Annotated in this window: 15 protein-coding genes; 8 read left to right on the forward strand and 7 right to left on the reverse strand. The window is 36.0% G+C overall.

Annotated features, from left to right (window positions below; all coding sequences use genetic code 11):
• Nucleotides 1-16: 16 nt before the first annotated feature.
• Nucleotides 17-292, forward strand: a complete 276-nt coding sequence (locus tag MWU65_RS04500) for an ATP-dependent Clp protease adaptor ClpS (RefSeq protein WP_247075983.1) — start codon at nt 17-19, stop codon at nt 290-292.
• On the opposite strand, the gene MWU65_RS04505 is transcribed toward MWU65_RS04500, so the two are convergent.
• From MWU65_RS04505 to MWU65_RS04535, 7 genes are all read right to left on the reverse strand, one after another.
• The gene (locus tag MWU65_RS04505; protein WP_247075984.1) at nt 289-2,352 is read right to left on the reverse strand and encodes a chitobiase/beta-hexosaminidase C-terminal domain-containing protein; all 2,064 of its coding nucleotides are present in this window, start codon (nt 2,350-2,352) and stop codon (nt 289-291) included. The genes MWU65_RS04500 and MWU65_RS04505 overlap by 4 nt on opposite strands.
• Nucleotides 2,352-3,164 carry a chitobiase/beta-hexosaminidase C-terminal domain-containing protein gene (locus MWU65_RS04510; protein WP_247075985.1) on the reverse strand — a complete coding sequence of 271 codons (813 nt, stop codon included), beginning with the start codon at nt 3,162-3,164 and terminating at the stop codon, nt 2,352-2,354. The genes MWU65_RS04505 and MWU65_RS04510 overlap by 1 nt, the downstream gene beginning before the upstream one ends.
• A gap of 10 nt (nt 3,165-3,174) precedes the next feature.
• The gene (locus MWU65_RS04515; RefSeq protein WP_247075986.1) at nt 3,175-4,212 is read right to left on the reverse strand and encodes a 6-bladed beta-propeller; all 1,038 of its coding nucleotides are present in this window, start codon (nt 4,210-4,212) and stop codon (nt 3,175-3,177) included.
• Nucleotides 4,213-4,230: 18 nt separating this feature from the next.
• Nucleotides 4,231-5,724: a DUF1501 domain-containing protein gene (locus MWU65_RS04520; protein WP_247075987.1), complete on the reverse strand. Its 1,494-nt coding sequence runs from the start codon at nt 5,722-5,724 to the stop codon at nt 4,231-4,233.
• A 2-nt stretch (nt 5,725-5,726) separates the two neighbouring features.
• Nucleotides 5,727-8,090 carry a PSD1 and planctomycete cytochrome C domain-containing protein gene (locus tag MWU65_RS04525; protein WP_247075988.1) on the reverse strand — a complete coding sequence of 788 codons (2,364 nt, stop codon included), beginning with the start codon at nt 8,088-8,090 and terminating at the stop codon, nt 5,727-5,729.
• 154 nt (nt 8,091-8,244) lie between these two features.
• Entirely contained in the window at nt 8,245-8,949 is a 705-nt protein-coding gene (locus MWU65_RS04530) for a response regulator transcription factor (RefSeq protein ID WP_247075989.1), read from the reverse strand.
• Nucleotides 8,946-10,064 carry a histidine kinase gene (locus tag MWU65_RS04535; RefSeq protein WP_348646020.1) on the reverse strand — a complete coding sequence of 373 codons (1,119 nt, stop codon included), beginning with the start codon at nt 10,062-10,064 and terminating at the stop codon, nt 8,946-8,948. Before MWU65_RS04535 ends, MWU65_RS04530 begins: the two co-directional genes overlap by 4 nt.
• A gap of 216 nt (nt 10,065-10,280) precedes the next feature.
• Here MWU65_RS04535 and MWU65_RS04540 point away from each other — a divergent pair, with 216 nt between their 5' ends.
• The 7 genes from MWU65_RS04540 (at nt 10,281) to MWU65_RS04570 (ending at nt 24,379) form a co-directional block, all read left to right on the forward strand.
• Entirely contained in the window at nt 10,281-11,357 is a 1,077-nt protein-coding gene (locus MWU65_RS04540) for a carbohydrate-binding family 9-like protein (RefSeq protein ID WP_247075990.1), read from the forward strand.
• Complete coding sequence (locus MWU65_RS04545) at nt 11,341-12,462, forward strand: family 10 glycosylhydrolase (RefSeq protein ID WP_247075991.1); 1,122 nt, start codon at nt 11,341-11,343, stop codon at nt 12,460-12,462. The genes MWU65_RS04540 and MWU65_RS04545 overlap by 17 nt, the downstream gene beginning before the upstream one ends.
• A gap of 1 nt (nt 12,463) precedes the next feature.
• Nucleotides 12,464-14,788, forward strand: coding sequence for a family 20 glycosylhydrolase (locus MWU65_RS04550; protein ID WP_247075992.1), 2,325 nt, complete (start codon nt 12,464-12,466; stop codon nt 14,786-14,788).
• A gap of 25 nt (nt 14,789-14,813) precedes the next feature.
• Entirely contained in the window at nt 14,814-17,021 is a 2,208-nt protein-coding gene (locus MWU65_RS04555) for a GH92 family glycosyl hydrolase (RefSeq protein WP_247075993.1), read from the forward strand.
• Nucleotides 17,022-17,051: 30 nt separating this feature from the next.
• Complete coding sequence (locus MWU65_RS04560; protein ID WP_247075994.1) at nt 17,052-19,298, forward strand: DUF4838 domain-containing protein; 2,247 nt, start codon at nt 17,052-17,054, stop codon at nt 19,296-19,298.
• A 12-nt stretch (nt 19,299-19,310) separates the two neighbouring features.
• Nucleotides 19,311-20,816, forward strand: a complete 1,506-nt coding sequence (locus MWU65_RS04565; RefSeq protein ID WP_247075995.1) for an alpha-L-fucosidase — start codon at nt 19,311-19,313, stop codon at nt 20,814-20,816.
• A 254-nt stretch (nt 20,817-21,070) separates the two neighbouring features.
• Complete coding sequence (locus tag MWU65_RS04570; protein WP_247075996.1) at nt 21,071-24,379, forward strand: SusC/RagA family TonB-linked outer membrane protein; 3,309 nt, start codon at nt 21,071-21,073, stop codon at nt 24,377-24,379.
• Nucleotides 24,380-24,386: the final 7 nt, after the last annotated feature.

Consider the following 24,386-nt stretch of genomic DNA (forward strand, 5'->3'; position numbering starts at 1 on the left):
ACTAATATGAATTAGTATGAGTAATCAAGAAAAATATTTAGAAGAATTACTAGTAGAAGAGGAGGTTTCAAACAATAACGAAATAGTATTGTTTAATGATGATGTAAATACTTTTGATCACGTAATTGATACTTTAATTGATGTTTGTGACCATACGCCAATACAGGCAGAACAATGTGCTTATTTGGTACACCACAAAGGGAAATGTACTGTTAAAACTGGTGTTTACAAAGATTTAGAACCAAAATGCAGTAAATTATTACAAGCGGGACTTAGCGCAGAAATAATTTAATTCACAATAATTTCATCCACAAATACCCAGCTTTTACCTCCTGGATTTGGATGCCATGATGGATTTTTTAAAATACTTTGCACTTCTATTTTGATATACTTTGCCGTTGTTGGAGCAAAGGTAATATCATAAAATATTTGGCTGTCATTTGTTACTTTTTTTGGAATTTCTATTTTTTTGGTAGCGATTTGTTTAAAATCATTGGGAGTTTCAGAAGTCCAAATGGTATAGCCTACGGGATGAAAAACCCAACTAGACTGCCTCGATAAGGAGCCAATGGATACCGTAGATATTTGGGTTGGTTGTTTTAATTCTAAGGTAGTTGTAAAACTAGACCCCTGAAAGCCCAACCAATGGCCATCTTGAAAATTTTCTGAACCGCGTTTTAAGTCAATTAAAGTTTTGGCGCCCTTGCCTGCGTAGCTTTTGTTAGGCTTTATGTCTAACCAAATAGAATCATAGGCGATCCCAGCCTTTTTAAATTTCATAGTAACCGTTTCACTTTGTTTCCAGTCTTTTTTCTGAGCAAAAACTTTGAGCGTAGTAGATTCTTTAATGGTAAACGGACTGGTATATTTTCTAGAAGTGGTGTCAGGTTCTGAACCATCTGTTGTATAGAATAGATTGGCAGTTTTAAAAACATGTTCTATTTTAATTTCTTGTCCGTCATTAAAAAAATCGGTGGCATCAACAAAATAGGGTTTGTTTAATAGGGCTTCATTAAAAAGAGAATCTGCCACATGTTTGGTTAATATATTTGGTCTTTCCTTTTTAAAAGCAAGCAATTCACTTTCGGTGACAGGGGTTTGGTATAAATATAGATTTTTCAAATGAGCAAGGTCCTTTACATAAGATAGGGAATTACCAGAAACATGGGTTCCATACAAATTTAAGGATTCAAGAAAACTCATTTTTTTTAACTTTTCAATGGTTTTATCGGAAATGGCGGTACGTTGTAATTGTAGTTTGGTTAGATTTTTAAAATTGGAAAGCGCACTTGCCATTTCATCGGTAAAATTGGAATAGGCCAGGTTTAATTCCACAATATTATTGGCGTATTTTTTTAGCTTATTAAAATCGCCTTTTGCAATGTGTTTCTTGTTTGATAAGTTAACAAGTAATAATTTTCTATTTTCTGCTATAGGGTATATACTATACCCATTTCTATTCATTTCTGTAACCCATTCAGAAGGCACATCATCCACAGTTTTGGTAATTATGCCCCTTGGTGAGGTGTCGGTTTCTAAGGACTTTAAAATAGCTGCAGTTTGCTCGTTCTTATCCAAGAAGCCAGCTGTACAATCGAAACAATTTTTATTTTCTAACCACCATTTCAACAGTACTATTTCTTCGTCGGTGAGTTGAACTTTTCCTTTTGGAGGCATATGCTCTTCATCGGTAACTGGCAGGTGTATTCTGGTGTAAAAAGAACTTGGATTGGAGTCAATAGAATCTAAAATACTGCCATTTTCTCCTCCTGCTACTATAGTTGTTGGGTCTGTAAGTAGCAACTCCCCTTTGGCTTTATTTGGGTTGTGGCAACTAACACATTTGTTATCTAAAATAGGTTGAATAATCTCTGCATATACCTTAGCCTTGTTCACATCTGTAATTACAATTTCCTTAATGGTGTTATCCTGGAATAAAAAATCTTCACCGTGGGTCATATTTCCACCCAAATGACCTGTTATACCTAATAAAATTAGGGTAATAACGAACAATGGCATATAGGTTTTTTTACACCATACTACAGGACTTATTTTTAGGATATATAGTGCTACACTGCAAACGGTAAGGCCAACAGCCATCCATCGATGCCTAAATAAGGCAACTTCATCATAACTGCCATCTTCCCCCAATAACCAACCAGTACCTAAGGATAATAGGGCAGAAATTGCTGCGACGCCTATTGCTAGTTTTGTGATCTGAGTCGTCTCCTTAGACGTTCTATTTCGTAAATAGAGCTCTAGTATAAAAGCAAAAATTAAAATGCCAATTGGAAGATGAACAAATAATGGATGTAAATTACCAATTTGTATTGCTAGTGTGTATATCTGCATTATTCTACAATGATTTCGTCAATAAATAACCAGGGCGTTTGGTTTGCTGCAGGATGCCAATCTGGAATTTTTTCTAAGTTATGTACTACAATTTTAAAGGATTCATAAGTTGCTTGTTCTATTGGAATCTCTATAAAATTTAAGCTGGCATCCCCGGGAAATTTTTCAGCAGCTGTTTCATTCAAGTATTGACCTATTAATTTGGAACCAGAAAAAACAGCTATTTTCTGAGGTGAAAAAATCCAACTATTTTGGGAGGTCATTTGGTGAACAATTAATTTAGAGAGTTCTAGTTTTTTTGGTAAACTAAGGTTAATTACTACTTCATCTTTGTTAAAGCCAAGCCAACGATCACTATTTCTAAATTGTAAGGTACCACTTTTAGCATCTACTAAACTTTTTGTTCCATTGGCAGTATAGTTGTTCCCTGGGGAGGGAGCTATGGTAATAATGGCTTTAGAGATGTTGTGTTTCAGTTGTTTAGCATCAAACTCTACAATATCACTTGTTTTAAAATCCTCGTGAAATACCTTAGCTTTTACCTTGCAACTTTTTCGCACGTTAAACGGATGGGTGTATAATGGGGAGGCGGCAGTTACTTCACTACCATCAGTTGTATATCTTATTTCTGAATTAGGATAGGCAAAAGTAAACGCCACGGTAGCTTTATTTTTAAAAAAGACAGAGTCTATTTTATAGGTCGGCGCTATTAATTGTATATCACCCGTATCAACAAATGTTCCAATAGTTTCCTTTTGTCGTTGACAAGAAAAAATGAGAGCCAAAGAAAAAAAGCATAAGAGGTACTTCATCTTTTTAAATTTAAACTCGAGTTAATTTTATAGGGTATGTTTTACCAGAATTCCATTGTGCAATATAAAGGTTGTCATCATCATCTATACATACATCATGTGGATTTTGGAAAATCTTTAAGGCCTGATGCATCGGTTGCAAAGTGCCGTCATCATTATAGGTTGGGGTGCTTCCGCCTGGTGCAGAAACTAATTTGTTTTCTCCATCAAGGATAGAAATAAATCCAGTACCCATAGATCCATCTCCAGACCAAATTGTAGCAGTATAAATGTTTTCTTTGTGGATCACAGGCCGGCAAACATATGCGCCAGGTAGGTGAGTGGTACTTAAATACTTTCCGTCCATACTAAAACGTTTGAACTTATTTTGCATGCGATCTGTTATCAATAAGGTTGGATCTGCATTGTTACGAGTGTCTATTACAATGCCATGTGCATTTCCAAATAAATGATCTTCTGTACCTCGACCTCCAAAAGTATTTAGAAGTTCTCCTTTTTCATTGTAATGCATAATGTACTGGGAACCATAGCCATCAGCAACATAAACATCGCCATTGGCAGCAATAGCGGTTTCTGTAGGGATGTATTTTGCAGGATCATCATATTTTCCTGATTCTTTCGGGAATTTAAATACTTGTACAACTTTACCATCAATCGTAGTTTTTATTACTTCATGACGTTTGTTGTCTGCTATATATAAAAAATCTTTTCCGTTTTCTACATTTAATGTGAGCCCGTGTGCCCCAGGATATTCTGTTCCCCAAGCCTCTATTAGTTTCCCTGATTTATCGTAAACTATTACGTTGTTTTTGGTGTCATCGGTCAATAAAATAATACGTCCTTTAGAATCTTGTACCATTTCATGGCAATTGTTTACCGGATAAAAATTTGAATTTAAAGCGCCCCAGTTTAAATCCACTTTGTATTTGTGATTGTTATGACCAATAATAACATCCTTATATAATTCCATTGCGTTTAAAACAGGAGAACCAAATAATATTCCTGCAGTAGCAAGACTAGAATTTTGTATAAAATTTCTTCTCTTCATAATTAATTTTTTGGTTGGTTAGGCTAATATATTTTTTATAATATGTCCTTCTACGTCGGTAAGTCTAAATCTTCTACCTTGATATTTGTAGGTTAATTTTTTATGATCAATACCTAATAAATGGAGCATGGTTGCTTGAAAATCATGAACATGTACGGGATCTCGAACAATATTGTATCCAAAGTCATCCGTTTCACCATGTACAATACCTGGCTTAATGCCACCCCCGGCCATCCACATAGAAAAACTTCTAGGATGGTGATCTCTTCCATAGGTATCTGCGGTAAGAGGTCCTTGAGAATAATTAGTTCTACCAAATTCACCACCCCAAACAATAAGCGTGTCTTCTAGTAACCCTCGTTGTTTTAAGTCGGCTACCAATGCAGCAGAAGCCTGGTCTACATCTTTGGCTTGTTTTGAAAGTGCATTGGGTAAATCCGCATGTTGATCCCAACCCATATGATACAATTGAATAAAACGAACGTCTTTTTCTGCTAATTTTCGAGCCAATAAACAATTGGCAGCATAGGTGCCTGGTATTTTGGCATCTGTACCATACATTTTATAGATATAATCTGGTTCGTCATCTATGTTCATAACATTAGGAACAGAAGTCTGCATTCTATAGGCCATTTCGTATTGGGCAATTCTACTTTGAATCTCAGGATCCCCAAATTCTTGGTAATGCTTGTCATTTAATGCAGCTAACTGATCTAACATAGCCCGTTTGGTATCTTTTGTAGTCCCTTTTGGATCGTTTAAATACAAAACGGGGTCTTTTGCAGCCCTAAACTGAACACCCTGGTGTAATGAATGTAAAAATCCATTCCCCCAAAGTCTGGTATATAAGGGCTGACCTTGTGGCCTTCCTGTACCTCTAGATAGTAGTACCGTAAAGGCGGGTAGATTGTCATTTTCACTGCCAATACCATAACTTAACCAAGAACCTATACTAGGCCTTCCGGGTTGTTGAGATCCCGTTTGAAAAAAAGTAACTGCCGGATCATGATTAATGGCTTCGGTGTACATCGATTTAATAATGCAAATGTCGTCTACAATTTTTGAGGTATAGGGCAAAAGATCACTAATCCACGTTCCGTTTTTCCCATAGCGTTTAAAATCAAATTGAGAACCTACCAAAGGAAAGCTAGCTTGCCCAGAGGTCATCCCTGTTAGTCGTTGTCCGTTTCGTATTGATTCTGGTAATTCTTCACCCCTACGGACATTGAGCAAGGGTTTGTAGTCAAATAACTCTAATTGTGATGGTCCGCCACTTTGGAATAAGTAGATGACCCTTTTTATTTTAGCCGGGTGATGTAGGCCGTTTAAAATACCTTTAGCTCCAGATAAATTGTTTGCTGGTGACAGCACTCCGTTTTCACTGGTATCAAATAAATTGCACCCCATAACTGAGGCTAGTGCAGCACCACCTACTCCTAATGCAGATTTGCCTAAAAATGATCTACGGTTTAGGATCAAAGAACTTTCTTCTAATATTTTTTTCTCGCTCATAACTATCCTTTGGTTATGGTTTCATCTAAATTTAAAATAGTGTGCGCCGTTAAGGCCAAGGCTGCTAAATCTTCAACGGCCATTGTTTTATCTAACTTTGTTGCGCCAATAGATAAGTAATCGGCAGCATTTACTTCTTCATTCTTTATTTTACTTAGCATATTGGAATAATAGCCGTTAAGGGCTTCTAATTCTTCAGCGTCTGGTAGCCGGGAAGTGGCCGACTTAAAGATAGATTTTATTTGATTAGTTACATCTCCGCTACTGATCATTGCGTTACTAGCAAGAACCCTAGATGCCTCTACGAGTTGCGGATCGTTTAACAAAACCAAGGCTTGTAAAGGGGTATTTGTTTCTTGTCTTATCACAGAGCATAAATCTCTTGATGAAGCATCAAAAGTCATCATGCTTGGGGGTGGCACGGTTCTTTTCCAAAAAGTATACAAGCTTTTTCTGTACAAATCTTTTCCTTCACTTGGTATATAAGAAGCTGTACTCCCGCCGCCGCCGCCTGTAGTCTCTTTCCACAAGCCTTCAGGTTGATAAGGTTTTACACTTGGGCCACCAATTTCTTTGTTTAGTAGGCCACTGATAGCTAGTGCTTGATCACGTATCATTTCTGCAGATAAACGTATTCTAGGAGCACGAGCCAGTAATTTGTTCGTAGGGTCTTTCTCCAATGCCTCCTTCGTTATTATAGTCTGTTGTTGGTAGGTTGCAGATAGTGCTATATATTTTAGTATTTTTTTTGTATCCCAACCCTCATCTCGTAGTTTAATAGCAAGGAAATCTAACAATTCGGGATGGGTAGGTAAAGCTCCTTGGTTTCCAAAATCAAAGGAGGAGGCAACCAAGCCAGTGCCAAACATACGTTGCCAAAACCGATTTACGGCTACTCTGGCGGTAAGTGGATTATCCGGATTAAATAACCATTTTGCTAATCCCAATCTATTTTTTGGATAGGCTTCAGGAAAGGCTAAAATTGCTGTTGGTGTATTTGGAAATACTTCGGTAGTAGGTTGGTCATATGCACCTCGATCTAGTACATAGGTTTGTCTGGGTTTTTCCATTTCCTGCATAACCATAACGGGCAAGTTTTTCCGTGAAGATTTCTGAAGTTGTACAAAACTAAGTACATCTTCTTTTTCTTTTTCTGTGATGTTGATAAACGGTTTGGGAATGGTATTTCTTCCGCCAGGTACTAAACCTTGTTCATCTATATTATTAAAAAAGCTATAAAATGAGAAGTGCTCTTCTTGACTTATAGGATCGTATTTGTGGTCATGGCAACGAGCACATTCTAGAGTTAATCCTAAAAAAGCAGTGCCAAAGGTCTGAGTGCGATCTTCTACATATTCTACTCTGTATTCCTCAGGTATTACTCCGCCTTCATAGGTGATTTTATGATTTCTATTAAAACCAGTAGCCAAAATTTGTTCTAAGGATGCATTGGGTAGTAAGTCGCCAGCCAATTGATCTGTAACAAATTTATCATAGGGCATGTTTTTGTTAAAGGCGTGTATAACCCAATCTCTCCATGGCCACATAATTCTTTCAAAATCATCTTGATAGCCGTGGGTGTCTGCATATCGTGCAATATCCATCCATTCAGATGCCATATTTTCGGCATAATCTTGAGAGTCTAGAAGTTTGTCTATTACTTTTTCATAGGCATTTTCTGAAGTATCGGCTAAAAAATCATCAATATCCGAAGGAGAAGGGGGTAAACCTGTTAAATCAAAAGTGACCCGTCGGATTAGTTTTTCCTTTGGTGCGGTTGCTGAGGGAGATAAGTTATTTTCTTTTATTTTTTTAAGGATAAAAGCATCAATTTCGTTATTTCCCCAGTTTTCATTGTTATCAGGAATAGCTTGTTTTTGTGGAGGTGTAAATGCCCAATGTGTTTTGTATTCTGCCCCTTGTTCTATCCACTTTTTTAAGATTTCCTTTTCGTAATTCGTTAAATCTAAATTAGATTCAGGAGGTGGCATCACAACATTGGCATCCGTAGAAAAAATACGATTAACAAGTTCACTTTTTTCTACATTTCCTGGGACAATAGCATAGTGATCTTTTTCTTTGCCTAAAAGCTTGTAGGCATCTTCTGGGGTTACCATTGAAAAATCACCTTCAATCGCATTTTTGTCGGGACCATGGCATTTAAAACAGCGATCAGATATAATTGGTTTTACATGAAACGTAAAGTCTATTTTATCTGGAATTTTTGCCATATCCTTTGTAGACATAGCAATTTCTGAATAGTTTGCTTCATTTTTACAACTAAAAGCGCCAATCACAATGAGCAGTATTAGAGTAATTTTTTTGATGAAACGTATGCTTAAAATCTGCCATTCTATTTTTTTCATAGCACTTGAAATAAAAAAGGTGTTAGAAACGAGTATTAAATATGACCTATATTTTATAGGCAAGCAATAATTATCGACCAATAACCAATAGCCGTAGTTTAAATATATAAAAAACAACCATGGATGTTTTACATTAAGAATCTATCGGTGAAGTTCAAGATTCTCCGAGCAAGGTCTGTTTCACATCATTTAAATAACTTCTGCCAATGGTGTATCGAATTCCTCCAATTTCTAAGCTATTCCCTTCTATTGCAGTAACCTTGGCAATAGATACAGTATACGACCTGTGTATTCTTGAAAACTTATCACTTGGTAATTCATCAGTGAAACTACTCAATGTTCGGTGAATAATATATTTTTCTGAGGTAGTTTTTATGCGGATGTAATCTTTTAAGCTTTCAATGACCAAAATATCATCCAAAAATATTTTCTGTAATTTCTTTTTGTCAATTTTTATAAAAATACTTGGATTTTCGGTTGTAGATAGATTGGAGCTGTTTTGTTTTAATTCAATAATGCGCTGAACTGCCTGTAAAAATCTTGGGAAAGGAATGGGTTTTACCAAATAGTCTATGGCTTGTAGTTCATAACTTGTTAGCGCATATTCTTCATGGGCCGTGGTCATAACAACCATTGGTTTTATTTGTAAATTTTTCAAAAAATCCAAACCGTCCAAAATAGGCATATTAATATCTAAAAAGATAATGTCAATTTTGTTGTTTTGAACGTAGGTAGCCGCTGCTACCGCATTAGAAAATGTTTCGATTAAATCTAATTCCTTTATTTGAGAAACATAATTTTTTAATACATTAATCGCAAGTGGTTCATCATCAATAATTATGGTTCTTAATTTGGTCATACTCTAAGTTTTAGAATTACATTAAACATGTTTTCTTTTTCAAAAATGGTTAGGTTGAAGTCTTCTTTCTTATACCCTAATTCTAGGCGTTTTTTTACATTGCTAAGACCAATACCGCCGCTTGTGGTTGGAAGTGTTTTTACGGGGGATTTATTCGGAATGGTATTGGAAACTTTAAAATGAAGAAAATCTCCACTTACTTTTATATCTATATTAATAGTCATATCTCCAATGTTTTTACTGGCCCCATGTTTAAAACAATTTTCAATTAGGGGAATTAGGAGCATGGGTGAAATGGTTTTATTTTCCAAATCTCCAGAAATGGAAATGTTTATATCTAAAGAATCATCAAAACGGAGTCGTTCTAGGTCTAGATAGTTATGAATACAGTCTATTTCGCTTTTTAAATCCTGTTTGTTCTTTTTGGTGGCATAGAGTAAATAGCGCATTAACTCAGAGAGTTTTAAGATAACTTCTGGTGCTTTGTTCGATTTTTCTAAAGTTAAGGAGTAAATATTGTTCAAGGTGTTAAAAAAGAAATGCGGGGATATTTGTGAGCGTAAAAACCGCAGTTCAGTACTCAGTTGTCTTTTTTCTAATTCGTGTAATTTACTGTGTTCTTTGAGCCAGTCTATGGTAAGTTTTATGGCAGCGACAAAAGATGAAACATATAATTCGCCTACCATTGTAGTTATTGCATAGTTAAGTGTTAATCCTTGTAATTCCTCTGGCCCTTCTGGCCATACATCTGGACCAATTAAAATATAGGTTGCAAAGTATTTTACCAATAACATAACAAACAAAGTGAGTACTACAAAAAAAGCATACCTATAGTATTTTTTTTGAAATACAAATTTGGGCATGAGGTAGTACACATTAAAATACGCGATAGACATGTGAATGGGGAAGCCAATTAAGTTCATTTTTAAAGACAGGGCATAGTCTTGGTGAATGTTGCTATATCGTAGCATATTGAATATAAAATAGATAAGCCAAAAAATGATATGATGCTTATAATTTACATCAAAACTTTTTGAAGAATTACCCTTGATAAAAGATCCAATATTGTTATTTGTACTCATTGCTATAAATTCGTTATTTCTTGTCTGTTTCATTTAATCGTTTAGCATAAACCAACCGTTATTGGTCTAAATTTATTTTTGGTATAGATAAAAAATGAAATATTTATACTATAAAATGCAACACCCTAAGAAATAACACAAGTCTGTATAGAATGGTACAGAAAAGAACCTTCGAAAATTAAAAAAAAAAAATCAAATAGTAATTAGAATTCGGTAAGTATATCTAATTATTACTTTTAGTATAAGAATATGAATAAAAATAACCACTTAAATCAAAAAATTAATAACCTACTTCTTTGTGTTTTATGTTTCAGTAGTTTTTCTTTGTTTTCACAAGAAATTCCAAAGCAATATATTGCACATTATGTAGAAGATAGTTTAAGAATAGATGGTAAGGATGATGATAAATCTTGGAATGGCGTTCAGTGGACAGATTATTTTATAGATATTGAAGGAGAGAAAATACCCAAGTACAAGACACAGGTAAAAATGGTTTGGGATGCCAAGTATTTGTATTTTTTCGCCAAGCTAAAAGAGCCACATGTTTGGGGAGATATTACCAAGCGTGATGCTGTAATATTTCATAATAACGATTTTGAAATCTTTGTTGACCCTACGGGAGATACTCATAATTATTTAGAATTTGAGATAAATGCCTTAAATACGGTGTGGGATTTATTGCTGACTAAGCCATACGGGCAAGGCGGTGTTGTTGTGAATAATTGGGATATTAAAGGGTTAAAAACTGCAGTTGACGTAAAAGGCACCTTGAATAATAGCGCTGATATTGATACCTATTGGACCATTGAAATTGCTATTCCATGGACAGCTTTACTAGAAACAAGTAATGTAAGAAGAATACCTGCAAATAAATTTTGGCGTGTTAATTTTTCAAGAGTCCATTGGGATCATACCATAGAAAATGGCGAATATCAGAAAAAGAAGGACGATCAAGGTAAGAAGCTACCAGAGTACAATTGGGTGTGGTCCCCGCAAGGAGTAATTAGTATGCATAAACCTAATAAGTGGGGATATGTTTATTTTTCCGATAAGAAAGTTGATGATGGTTTTGAGTGGGAAATTCCCAAAGATGAGTATATTAAGTGGTATTTGTATGATTTGTATTACAGTACTCGACATCAAATAAGTAAAAGTTCTACGAGTAGTATGGTATTAGAATCAAAAGAAGTTTTAGGTAAATTAATTGTGCCAAAAGTTGAGAAACATAGATCGGGTTGGAATATTTGGGCCATAAGTCCATTTACAAACAAAACATTAATAATTAAGGAAGATGGAAAATTTAGTAGTAATGAAGAAAAAAAGTAAGCTATTTATTTGTAGTATTTTAATAGGATTTACAATGGTTTCTTGTGATTTTAAGGAATCTACTAAAGAAGAAAATTTAGTTGAAGACATTGTAAAAGATGAATTTCAATTTTGGACCTGGACTAGTGCTAATGCTAAAAAGTCAGATGAAGCTTACCAACAAGAATTTGCAAAATACAAGGCCAATGGTATTAATGATGTCCTAATTAATACGGGTACAGATGCGGAACTTTTAGCACGTATAACACCAATAGCAAAGAAAGAAGGTTTAGAAGTTCATGCATGGATGTTTACAATTAATAGACCTGGTGATAAAATTGCCAATGAACATCCAGAGTGGTTTGCTGTTAGTCGTGATGGAAAATCTTGTTATGATGAGCCTCCATATGTAGGATACTACAAATGGTTGTGTCCAACACGGGCAGAATCAAAGGCCCATATTTTAAGTTTGGTAGAAGGTTTGGCTAAGGTAGAAGGGGTTGCAAGTGTGCATTTAGATTATATTAGATATTCTGATATCTATTTACCTATAGGATTATTGCCTAAATATAATTTGAAACAAGAAACTGAATTGCCAGAATTTGATTTCTGTTATTGTGATGTTTGTTTGGAAACCTTCGAAAAAGAACATCATAAAAATCCAAAAGATTTCGAAAACCCAGCTATTGATATGGAGTGGAAGAATTTTCGATTAAATAAGGTAAAGGATATTGTAGATGCTGCCTATGAAATAGCACACAAAAATAATAAAATTTTAACAGCCGCTGTATTTCCATATCCAGAAATGGCAGACCATATGGTGCGTCAACGTTGGGATAAATGGAATATTGATAAAGTATTACCCATGATATATCACGGTTTTTATAATGAAGAAATTGATTGGATAGGATATGCAACCGGTCAGGGTGTTAAAGATTTAAAAAACACAAATACAGAATTGCATACTGGTATTTACATCCCAGGGATGTCTGCAGAAGAATTGGAAGAGGCAATTGTATTAGCTAAAGAAAATGGGGCTAAGGGTGTTTCTTTCTTTGACGGGGGAGCACTTAAAGAGGAGCACTTAGCTGTGATTAAAAAGCTTAAAAATAAACTAACTTTATAAGATGAAGAATTTCATAAATTTAATAGTACTTGTTGCCCTAGTTCTGTTGGCTAGTTGCGATCAGAAAACAAAGAAAATTTTTACGGAAGCAGATCTTTCTGTTATTCCAAAGCCAGTTGCTATGAAACTTACGGATGGTACTTTTCAATTTACGGGCAAAACAAAATTGGTAGCACATTCAGATCAACAGCAAACAGCTCAGTCTTTTTCTGAGGATTTCGCTAAAGTTTCTGGTTTTACAATGGAAGTGTCGGATAAATTGCCGGCAAAAAATTTCCTGCAATTTGTTGTAGATGATACGCTTGAGGACGAAGGGTATACCCTTGTGGTAAAGGGGTCTGAAATTATTATTTCAGCAAAGGGAAGAAACGGTTTTGTTTACGCTTTGGAAACTATTAAACAATTATTGCCCGCTACTTTTGAAGGCAGTGTTCTAGTTGAAGATGAAGAGTGGGTCATACCCAACGTTGAGGTTTCGGATGCCCCTCGTTTTAAGTGGCGTGGTTTAATGTTAGATGTATCCCGTCATTTTTTTGATACAGCATACATAAAACGTACTATAGATCGTATGGCGATGCTTAAGATGAATACGTTACATTGGCATTTGGTTGATGATCAAGGATGGCGTATTGAAATTAAAAAATATCCAAAACTTACAGAGGTAGGTGGGTTTAGAGTAGATCAAGAGGATAAAAGCTGGAATACAAGGCCTAATGCAGCCCTTGGTACGGAAGCTACCTATGGTGGGTTTTACACTCAGGAAGAAATAAAGGAGGTTGTAGCCTATGCTACAGCAAGAGGAATTACAGTAGTTCCTGAAATAGAAATGCCAGCGCATGTAAGTAGTGCAGTTGCTGCCTATCCCATACTTTCATGCCTTGAAAATGAAATTATGGTGCCTTCAGGAGGTGTATGGCCAATTACAGATATTTATTGCCCAGGCAAGGAAACTACCTTTACTTTTTTAGAAGATGTTCTAACAGAAGTTATGGCATTGTTTCCGTCAAAATATATCCACGTAGGTGGTGATGAGGCAACCAAAACCAATTGGAAAACTTGTGATCACTGTCAGGCGCGAATACAGTCAGAAAACCTGGAAAGTGTAGAGGAATTGCAGAGTTATTTTATAAAAAGAATGGAACGTTTTATAAGTTCCAACGACCGAATTTTAATAGGCTGGGATGAGATCTTGGAAGGAGGCTTAGCTCCGGGGGCAACAGTAATGAGTTGGCGTGGTGTAAAAGGTGGCTTGGAGGCTTCTGCCGAAGGCCATGATGTGGTGATGACACCTGGGTCTCATTGTTATTTTGATCATTATCAAGGCGATCAAGATCAAGAGCCTTTGGCTTGGGGTGGGTATTTGCCTTTAAGTAAAGTGTATCAATTTGATCCGGTCGTTGAAGGTATGACGCCTGCACAAGAAAAACACGTTTTAGGCGGACAAGCAAATCTGTGGGCAGAATACATACCAACCACACAACAGTCTGAATATATGATTTTTCCAAGGTTAGCAGCCATGTCTGAAGCTGTTTGGAGTCCCAAAGAAAGTAAAGATTGGACCGATTTTTCAAAGCGGGTTAAAGGTTTGTTTAAACGGTATGATGTTATGGGTATCAATTATGCTAAAAGTGCCTATCAAATTACAGCAAACACAGAAATCGATTTGGCAAAAGGAAGTTTACTGGTTACCTTAAAAAATGAGTTTCCTGGTTCTGATATACGGTATTCTTTGGATGGTAGCGATCTAGATACAACTTCTATAAAATATACAGCGCCTTTTCAAATTTCTTCATCTACCAGCATTAAAGCAGCTATGTTCGAGGATAATAAGCTGTTGGGGCCTGTTTTAGCAAAGTACATTAATTATCATAAGGCAGCTGGTAAAAAAGTAAGCTATAAGGAACAGTATCACAAAAGTTACCAAGGAGCAAAAGAAGTAGGTATGGTCAACGTTCTGCGAGGGTCTAAACACTTTCATGACGGACAATGGCAAGCTTGGTTAGGGAATAATATGGAGGTAGTTATAGATATGGAAAATGATACAGAAATATCTAAAATTTCCGTAGGTGCAATGGAAGCGCAAGGCTCTGGAATATATTTCCCAACCAAAGTTGAGGCATTTGTTTCTAAAGATGGTAAGAAGTATACGAGTGTAGGGGCAATTACTAGAGCCTACGTATCAAATGGCGATACAGAACTTAAGGATTTTGAAATTTCTTTTGAGGCAAGCCAAAACCGTTATGTTAAAGTAATAGCAACTAATTTGGGAAGTGCACCAAATGGAGGAGGATCATGGCTGTTTGTGGATGAGATTGTAGTAGAATAGAAGAACATTATAAAAATGTACAGTTATGAAATTTAAGATTCTTTTTCTTTTTGCTCTTGTTGCCAATTTTGCAATAGGACAAGAACCCGTGGATTATGTAAATCCGTTTATTGGAACCTCTAACTATGGGGCAACAAATCCCGGCGCTATTGCACCTAGAGGAATGGCGAGCGTATCTCCATTTAATGTGGCTATTGAAAAAGACAAAGGTTGGCTGTCTAACCCTTATGTAAAACAAAATACATTTTTAACCGGATTTACCCATGTGAATTTAAGTGGTGTTGGTTGTCCAGATTTAGGAGTCATACTAGCCATGCCCACAACAGGGGAACTAAAAACAAATCATTTAGATTACGGAACAACCTATACTGATGAGGTTTCCAAAGCGGGTTATTATTCCGTTAATTTATCAAAATACAATGTAAAAACGGAGTTAACTGCAACGACAAGAACAGGGATATCCAGGTATTCTTTTCCAGCAGGGAAATCTAATATTTTATTGAATTTAGGATTGGGTTTAACCAATGAGCAGGGGGCAATGGTGAAAATTGTATCGCCAACGGAAATAGAAGGTATGCGCACCGTTGGATCCTTTTGCTACAATAGCCCAGAACAAGCCTATCCGGTTTATTTTGTGGCTCAATTTTCTAAACCAGCGGCATCCTTTGGTGCTTGGAAAAAGCCATATACCTATGATGGGGTAGAGGCGCAATGGATGGGGTATAACGGCAAGACGCGCTTAATGGAAGGATATACTAAGGAAGTTGTAGGAGATAGTATTGGGGCGTTTATGCGTTATGATTTTAAAGAACCAACTGCAGTAGAGGTTAAAATAGGGGTGTCTTATGTGAGTATTGAAAATGCAAGAGAGAATTTAGAAAAGGAAACCACCGGCAAAAATTTTGATGCCATTTATGCAACCACTAAAAAGGCTTGGAACACATCTTTGTCTAATGTAGAAGTCAGCGGCGGTACTGAAGACGATAAAACAATATTTTATACAGCCTTATACCACACTCAAATTCATCCAAATACCTTAAATGACTACAATGGGGATTATCCAGAGATAGCAACGGGGAAAATTGGAAATACTAAGGGTACGCGATATACGGTTTTCTCACTTTGGGATACCTATAGAAACTACCACCAGTTAATGAGTATGCTGTATCCTGCGCAACAGTCTAATATGGTAAAAACCATGTTGTCTATGTATGATGAAAATGGTTGGTTGCCCAAATGGGAATTGAATTCCACAGAAACCTTTACAATGGTGGGAGACCCTGCTTCGGTGGTGATCGCCGATACTTATTTGCGTGGTATTCAAGATTTTGATGTCAATAAGGCTTATGAAGCTATGGTAAAAGGATCTACCCAGTTAGAAAATAATCCCTTACGTCCTGGAGTTAAAGAATATTGGGCCAATGGTTACCTCAGTGTTGATGGAGGAACAGGAGGATCGGTTTCTACAACGGAAGAATACAATATTTCAGATTTTGCCATTTCACAATTGGCAAAACAATTGGGTAAACCTGAAGATCATAAAAAGTTTTATAATCAATCCTTATCCTATAGAAAGTTGTTTGATAAGGAGTTAAAACTAATGCGTCCAAAAAATAGTGACGGTAGTTGGTATACACCATTTGACCCCTATAAAGGAGCTAATTTTGAAAAAAATGTGGGATATATAGAGGGGAATGCTTGGCAGTATGCCTTTATGGTGCCCCATGATATAAAAGGCTTGTTAAAATTAATGGGGGGTAAAAAACAATTTGTACAGCATTTGGATTATATTTTTGATAACAAGCAGTATGATATGGCGAATGAACCAGATATTGCCTATCCGTTTTTGTACAATTATAGCAAGGGAGACGAATGGAAAACCCAAGAAAAGGTACAGCAATTAATCAATGAATATTTTACCAATACACCAGGTGGTTTACCAGGGAATGATGATACGGGTACTATGTCTGCTTGGTTAGTTTATGCAATGATGGGTATTTACCCCGTTAGCCCAGCTATGCCTGTGTATACCATTACAACGCCGAGGTTTGATTCGGTGACCATTCATTTGGATCAGAAATACTATAAAAATGATAAGTTGATCATTACAAAGAGCGGGAATACCTCAGGAAAGATAAAGGAGATCAAACTAAATACTAAAAATCACCCGAGTTATTTTATTGACCATGAGGAATTGTTGTCAGCCAAAGAATTGGAAATAATTTTGGAATAAGGCAAATACCAACGAAAACAATTGAATCTTATGAAGAATAGAAAAAGTGTACTTCTTGTATTTTTAATTGTTTCAATGGTGCTTTTTCAATCGTGTACAGAAACAACAGAGGAGCTAGTAATAGTGGCTAATGGAGCCTCCAATTATGAAATTGTTTATAGGGGAGATGCAACGGAGAGTCAGTATCAATCGGCGCAACTTATTCAGGATTATATTTTTAAAATTACAGCGGTAAAACTCCCAATTACTGATGAAAGTTCTCAAGGCTTTGCAGCCTCTAAAATTTACGTTGGAACATTGGATTCAGATGTTTTAGAAGGACATGCGATTTCTATAAAAACAGAAAATAAAAATATTTTTATTTCAGGAGGGTCTGATGCTGCTACAAGAGATGCTGTGTATTCTTTTTTAGAAAATCAGTTGGGTTGTAAGTGGTATGCTCCCAATGTTGAGGTTTTGCCTAAGAAAGATAAATTGGTTGTGAATCCAATTGAATATACCTACAAGCCAGAGATAACCACTCGTACAGTACACTCTAAATTATATTATGATAATCACGCCTATGCAGATCAGCAAAAGGTGACCTATGAAGCCTTTCCAAACTATGCGCCTGGAGCTAGAGTGCATACGTTTCATAGGTTTGTGCCAGAGGAGTATTATTACAAATCTCACCCGGAGTATTATGCCTTAAGAGGCGATAAAAGATTGCCAACACAACTTTGTTTAACCAATATAAAAGTGCTGCAGATTGTAAAAGATTCTGTGGCTATGTTGTTTAAAAAATACCCTGGAGCAACCGTGGTGTCTGTGAGTCAAGATGACAATCAACAACATTGTCAATGTGAAGATTGTAGTCGTATAGATACGGAAGAAGGAAGTCCGTCTGGTACTATGATTCGATTTGTGAATAAGGTGGCTGCAGAATTTCCAACGAAAACAATTTCTACATTGGCCTATCAATATACCCGTAAGCCTTGTAAAACTAAGCCTTTAGATAATGTATTGATAACATTGTGTTCTATTGAATGCGATAGAAGTGCGCCCATTGAAGAGAAATGCAAAGATTTTGCTGATGATTTAAAAGGGTGGGGCAAAATTTCTAATAACATTAGAATTTGGGATTATACAACACAATTCACTAATTTTTTAAGCCCATTTCCCAACCTACATACATTGCAATCCAACATACAATTGTTTAGAGATAATAATGCAAAATGGGTTTTTGAGCAACATAGTAACCACCCTAGTGATTTGTTTGAGTTACGGTCTTATATCACCGCTAAATTATTGTGGAATCCCGATTTGGATTTTAATGATTTGCTTACGGAATTTACAGACGGATACTATGAGGAGGCAGGTGTTTATGTAAAGCAGTATGTAGATCTAATCCACAGTAAAATAAAAGAAGACAAGGATTTCTTTTTGTTCCTGTATGGTGATCCATCGGAAGCCTTTTCGTCTTATTTAAGTAAAGATTTGCTGGTAGAATATAGCGAACTATTTAAGGAAGCGCTTCTGGCTGTTGCTGCCAAGCCCAAAATAATAGCACGCGTAAAAATGGCTCGCCTAGGATTGGATTATGCAATTTTAGAGGCAAGCAGAAAAAACATCTCTGATGATTTTAGTTTAACAAGGAAAGGTACAGGAGGCGCTTTGGAAATAAACCCAAGGGCCAAACAACGATTAGAAGATTTTAAGGCGACTTGTGCCAGTAATAATGTAACTCTAATGAATGAGATGGGGTTTACCGTTAAAGAGTATTATTCCAATTATATGCTTGCCTTGGAAATTTCACAAAAACCCAATAAAGCCTTAGGGAAAAATGTAATAGCCCTGACAACACCAAAGAAATACGCAAATGAAAATCCAATGGTACTAACAGACGGTGCTTTGGGTGGAAGTAGCTTTTATTCAAACTGGTTGGGTTTTGAGGGGAATGATATGAAAGTTGTCTTAGATTTAGGGAAAACCGAAGCCATAAGCTCAATTTCATTGGCTTTTTTACAAGTGACCAATCATATTGTATTTTTGCCAGAAACTGTGAGTTATTTTGGTTCCTTAGATGGGGTTTCCTACGCTAAAATAGGGGAAGTTAATAACACAATGCCCTTAGATAAGAAAAGTAAGGTAAATGATATTAAATACTTTGATTTTGAGTTTGCAACAAAAAATATGAGGTATTTAAAAATTGAAGCAAAGAATACCAAAACACCGTATTGGCATCATGCGGCGGGCTTGCCTTCTTGGATTTTTGCGGATGAAATAATGGTTAATTAAATTAAATATAGAATGATGAGAATTTTTCAAGGGAATAAAAGTAAAATTTTACACTTGCTAGTATTGCTAGCTATCTGTCAATTGGGTAACGCTCAAGCAATTTATGAAGATGAACGTTATGTTCCAGAAACAGATCCATTGGTTTTAGAGAAATTGGATCAATGGCAAGATATTAAATTTGGCTTATTAATGCATTGGGGTTCCTATAGTCAATGGGGTATCGTAGAATCTTGGTCGCTATGTCCAGAAGAATACGGCTGGTGCGAAAGAACCAAGGGCTCTAATCCAGAAGATTATAATACCTATAAAAAAGAATACGAAGGGTTAAAGTCTACCTTTAATCCCGTTCAATTTAACCCTGAAAAATGGGCGGCTGCAGCGAAAGATGCGGGTATGAAATACGTTGTGTTTACAACCAAGCATCACGATGGTTTTTCAATGTTCGATTCTAAGTATACGGATTATAAAGTAACGGATCCTGGTTGTGCTTTTTCAAGCAACCCCAGAGCAAACATTGCCAAGGAAATTTTTAATGCATTTAGAAATGAGGGCTTATGGGCTGGTGCTTATTTTTCTAAGCCAGATTGGAATGTGAATTCTTATTGGGACCCTAAGTTTCCGCCTAGAGATAGGAACGTAAATTATGAGCCAGAGGCCTATCCCGAAAAATGGGCAGAGTACGTAAATTTCACCCACAATCAGATTATGGAATTAATGACAGATTATGGGAAGATTGATATTCTGTGGCTAGATGGCGGTTGGGTTGCTAAAAAACCAGCTGAAGATATAGCCGATTGGTATACAAATCAACTTAAGGGGAATGAAAACGGGTATATAAAAGAGCGCAATATTAATCAAGATATAAAGATGGATGAGCTTGTGGTTAAGGCCCGTAAGGAACAACCCGGACTTATCGTTGTAGATAGAGCTGTTCACGGTAAGAATCAGAATTATTTAACACCAGAGAATAGAGTGCCAGAAAAAACACTGCCATATCCTTGGGAATCTTGCATTATATCAGGGGGTGGATGGTCTTATACACCAGATGCTACTTATATGAGTCCAAAACAAGGAATTCATACCTTAATAGATGTTGTAGCCAAAGGAGGTAATCTTTTGCTGAATGTTGCCCCAGGACCAGATGGAACCTGGCAACAAGGTGCTTACGATCTTTTAGAAGGGTATGGGAAGTGGATGAAAATAAACGCGGAAGGAATATATAATAGTAAGCCCTTAGCGCCATTCAAAGAGAATAATATTTGTATAACTCAGCAAGACAATGGTACTACCTATTTCTTTTACCTAGCCAAAGAAAATGAGAATAAAGTACCATCTGAAATCGTAATTAGCTCACATCAACCAGTTAAAAATGCCAAGGTTACCTTATTGGGGAGTACTATTAGTTTAAAATGGCAGGCAAAAGATAACGGTTTTATAGTGGCTATTCCTGAAAAGCTGCAAAATAGTTTGCCAGTAGAACACGCTTGGACAATTAAGGTTTCTAAATTGAAGGAATAAAAATAAATTGACTTTTATTTAAAGTCTCTTATATATTTTAACAAATAATTTTACCTAAGGGGCTAATTTTTATTAGTCCCTTTTTTTTGCGTGAAACAATGTTTATAAATGTTATATAGCTTTTCTCTAAAGTTGTTAGTCGAATTACGTCCTGTACGTTAACATAAATTTATAATTTTAGCTTAAATTTTATTACCAAGGATAGGTTTATCCTTAACGATTTACTAACTATTATTTAATTTAACTCTATTAGTATGAACAAAAAAATTCATTACTTATTAATGTTTGCAATGTTGCTCTTTTTAAATGGGCTAATGGCGCAAAACAAAACTGTTACAGGTGTGGTGGCGGATGAAGAAGGAATTCCTCTATTGGGCGTGAATGTCTTGGAAAAAGGAACAAAAAACGGAACTTCTACAGACTTTGATGGAAAATTTTCTATTAAGGTATCAGGAAATTCTGCAGTATTAGAATTTACATCAATAGGTTTATTGCTGCAAGAGATTTCAGTAGGCAGTAAATCTGTTATTAATGTAACAATGGTTGAAGATGCAGAGCAATTGGATGATATCGTAGTTACGGCTTTAGGTATTAAAAGAGATCAGAAATCTTTAGGCTACGCTGTAAGTAAGATTGATGCGGAATCTCTGACTGTTGCAGGTGTATCTACAAACCCTGTAAGTAGTATGTATGGTAAAGCAGCCGGTGTGGGTATAACCACAAATGCAGCGGGTCCTACAGGAGCAGTAGATATCAAGATTAGAGGAGCTGCTGGTTTAGAATCTTCTGCCAATACGCGTCCTTTGTTTGTGGTAGATGGTATGCCAATTTATGACACAGGATCTAATATGGCGTCTAGAGGATATGATCCTTTGAATTCATTTGATTACGGTTCGGGAATTAACGATATTAACCCAGAAGACATTGCTTCTATAGAAATTTTAAAAGGAGCTAAGGCATCTGTACTTTATGGTGGAGAAGGCGCCAATGGGGTAGTTTTGATTACCACTAAAAGAGGAGGAAAAACCAAAGGGCTAGGGGTGAGCTATAGCTCACAATTTACCTTTGAAATGCCACGTACTTATATCGATTTTCAAAATGAATACGGTTCTGGGACTAACCAGTACAGTGAGCAATATGAAACCTTAGAAGGTGGTGGTCAAGGGCCAAGACAAAATGTATGGTCCAGGTACAATTATGGGCCAAAATTTGATGGAACTCCTTTGCAGTTTTTAGATGGTTCTATTCGTCCATATCAGGCATATCCTAATAATTATCTTGATTTATTTAGAACAGGAAGTAATACAGTGAATACGGTAGCAATTTCTGGAGGTAACGAGAAGGGAAGTATGAGATTATCATATACAAATCAAGATTATCAAGGTTTGTTGCCTAATAATTCTCAAAAAAAGCATGTTTATAATTTTAGTGGACAATTGAGACCTTCTGATTTTGTGAATGTAGAGGTAAATACAAATTTGTATAAAATAAAGACTCATAACAGAAATCCTAATCTTGGTAATATTGTAGCTTGGGGTATAAATAGAGATTATGATTTTAATGCTATTACTGATTTGTACAAAAATGAAGATGGTTCTAAGTTTAATTCAGAAGATAGAGGATGGCCAGGTCAATTTGCGCCAGTTTATTTAATGGATGCTTTGTGGGAGCAAAATGAAAATAGTGATTTAGATGATAAATTTCACTTAATAGGGTCTATTAAAGCAACTGTTAATTTAACAGATGATTTATCCTTTATTGGACAAGCGGGTATAGATTATACAGATACAGATTTTACAACTAAAAATCCAATTGTAAGATATGAACCAGAAAATGTAGGTGGTAGGTATGCTTATGGTCGTGATAATACTACAGTTGAAAATTACAGAGGTTTGTTAAACTATGAATTTAGTCTTTTAGATGACCGTATGAAAGTATTTGCATTTGGTGGTGGTGAGTATAAAAAAGTCGCCTACACTGGAATAAATGTTGCTACTTATGGAGATTTAAGATTTCCGGACTTTTGGTCACTTAATAATGAGCAAGATTGGCCAGATGGTAGTCAAAGAGGAAGGGTTAGAGGACATAGTTATGCTTCGCAGGTTTTATACAGTGCCTTAGGTTCTGCTACAATTTCTTGGGATGATGATTTGTATTTGGAGTTACAAGGTAGACAAGATTGGTCTTCTACTTTGCCACCAGAGAATAATACGTTTTTCTACCCTGGAATTGGTTTAAGCTGGAATTTTACAAATACGTTTGATATTCCTTTTATGGAATTTGGAAAATTTAGAGCTGGATGGGCAGATGTTGGTAGAGGTGCTCCTGGAGGAGTTTCAAGTTACTTTGCGAACAGATCATATAGTGTTGGAGGTGTAAATAATACCGATGCCTTGTCTATTAGTGCGCCGTCGTCATTGTTTGCTGGAGCTTTAAAGCCAGAACGTAAAAGAGAATTTGAAGTTGGTTTTGATGCTCGTTTCTTTGAAAATAGCAGGTTAGAAACTAGTTTTTCTTTTTACCATAATAATATATACGATCAGATTATGGGTGTGCCTTTATCTAGTACTACTGGTGCAGGCGATATAAAGATTAATGCTGGGGATGTAGCTAACTGGGGATATGAAGTTATGCTAAAAGGTGCAGTATTGGCCACTAAAAAATATAGATGGGATCTTACTTTAACGGCTGCCAAGCAACAATCTGAAGTTAAAAAATTATACCCTGGTATAACTCAAAAAACAACGGGATCTGTTGGAAATAGTATTGTGCAGGTTGCAGAAGAGGGTAGACCTTTTGGTGAATTGAGAATGTTCGATTATCTTAAGGATGATAGCGGAAATAGAGTTGTAGATAATTCAGGATACTATATTTTGGACAAATCAGAATTGAAAGCAGTAGCCAATACAACTCCTGATATTTTTGGTGGACTTACGAGTGATTTCTTCTTTAAAGGATTTAATTTCCATGTTTTATTAGATTATAAATTTGGAGCATCTATATTTTCACGTTCTAATTATTATTATAGAGGAATGGGGATAACTAAGGAAACTTTGGAGTTTAGAGATGAAGATCATGGAGGTTTAGCGTATTATGAAAATGCTAGCGGGGAAAGAATTCCTTGGCAACATGACCAAGCAGCTCCTTCCGATGCTGTAGAAGGAAGAGTTTATCATGATGGTGTTATTAACAAAGGAGTTGTGAATACTGGTACAGAAGATAATCCAGTTTATGTTCAAAATGATAAAATTTTGTCTGTTTATGAGTATAATTTAATCTATATCAATGATTTAGGTACAGATTACGCACCTGATGGGTTGTATAAAAATGATTATATTAAACTGAGAGAGTTAGCAGTTAGTTATTCACTTCCTGGAGATTTTATAAATAAAATGGGGCTGCAGAAATTGTCAGTTTCCTTAACGGCAAGGAATTTACTTTATGTATATAAAACGATTCCGAATGTAGATGCGGAATCTGCTTTAGGTACAGATTCATGGGTAGAAGACTCTGCTTATCCTAGCCCAGTTTCAGTAGGATTTGGACTTAATGTTAGTTTCTAAAAAATAA

The sequence above is a fragment of the Cellulophaga sp. F20128 genome (genome assembly GCF_023015805.1).
GTDB lineage: Bacteria > Bacteroidota > Bacteroidia > Flavobacteriales > Flavobacteriaceae > Cellulophaga.